The following is a 1,175-nucleotide window of genomic DNA, read 5'->3' as shown; positions in this document are numbered from 1 at the left end:
GCAGATTTTGAGGGGCGCACCGAGCCAGCAGAAAAAGCATGAACAGGAGCGATAATAAAACAGCCACAGGAGGTAGCACAATGAGATTTACGAACAGCGAGCTTGAAATGATTTACCAGTACGCCGCACCCACCAAAGCGGAAACCATAGGCGGCATGAAAGAAACCGTACCCGTGATTAAAGACCTTTTGACAAGGGTAATCATGGAGAACGCAATAGAAAAGCTGCAAAAGATACCAGAGCCGGAGTGCAGCCAGTTCATAGCCGACAACAAAGCCCGTTTCCTTGCGGGGCATGAAAACTCTATCCGGCGGCGGCTTGCGGAAGCAAAGGCACAGACGAAACAGCCGATAATGCAGGGGCATGACTTGACGGGCATGGAGCGTTTTCTCCCCGAAACCCGGCACATGATTGTCCTTGACGTAAAGACCAGCGACAGCCCCGTGGGATTTCCGGGGGAACGCCACCGCTATTTCCTCTCTGATGAGGGCTATAAGAACGCAAGAGCCAGCGAGGGGCGGGGAGAAATCAAGATAAAGAGCCATGCCGCCGTAGCCGCCGGGAGGCTGTACCCGGACAGGAAGCCGGAAAGGGAGCGTTAAAGGCATGGGCGCAAAAACACCATACATGGACTACCGCCAGTACCGGGCGGCGTGTCGGCTTGTGCATGAGTGCTGCAACTACGATAACGGCAACTGTATCTTGCTGGATAACGGCGAGCCTTGCGTATGTGTACAGAGTATCAGCTATTCCCTCTTGTGCCGCTGGTTCATTGCCGCCGTGCTGCCGCTGGACGGGAAACTGGAAGCCGCCCTGCTCCACCGGGCAGACAGGAAACGCTGTACCGAGTGCGGCGGGTATTTTCTCCCTAAGTCCAACCGGGGGAAATACTGCCCGGATTGCGCCGGACGCATGAAAAGAATCAGAGCCACACAGCGCAAGCGGAAACAGAGGGATAAATGTCACGCTTTAGGATATTCCAAACCCCCGTAAATCAAGGCTTTTTTGACCGCCCTCAACGGGTAGGCGGTACATTTATCCTTTACCCCCACAAAAGCCGCTTTAATTGCGTAACAGAAGCCACAGAACAGACCAAAGGAGGAACGAATGGCAGACAACCGCAAATATTATTACCTAAAGCTGAAAGAGAGCTATTTTGACGAGGACGCTATCGT

General features: G+C 53.4%; 2 protein-coding genes. Both read left to right on the top strand.

What is annotated here, in order from left to right:
• Window positions 1-80 precede the first annotated feature (80 nt).
• On the top strand, window positions 81-602 hold the full coding sequence (locus NSB25_RS29050) for a DUF5720 family protein (RefSeq protein ID WP_016227616.1): 522 nt from the start codon (window positions 81-83) through the stop codon (window positions 600-602).
• A 4-nt stretch (window positions 603-606) separates the two neighbouring features.
• Complete coding sequence (locus NSB25_RS29045) at window positions 607-993, top strand: cysteine-rich VLP domain-containing protein (protein ID WP_016227617.1); 387 nt, start codon at window positions 607-609, stop codon at window positions 991-993.
• Window positions 994-1,175: the final 182 nt, after the last annotated feature.

It is taken from the genome of Acetatifactor muris, from assembly GCF_024623325.1.
GTDB lineage: Bacteria > Bacillota > Clostridia > Lachnospirales > Lachnospiraceae > Acetatifactor > Acetatifactor muris.
Note: the sequence above shows the minus strand (reverse complement) of the source record. Positions and strands in the feature narration are given on the sequence as shown.

What these genes read in the sequence shown, in the direction of transcription:
- NSB25_RS29050 (WP_016227616.1), top strand. Translation starts at nt 81, where the DNA reads ATGAGATTTACGAACAGCGAGCTTGAAATGATTTACCAGTACGCCGCA.
- NSB25_RS29045 (WP_016227617.1), top strand. Translation starts at nt 607, where the DNA reads ATGGGCGCAAAAACACCATACATGGACTACCGCCAGTACCGGGCGGCG.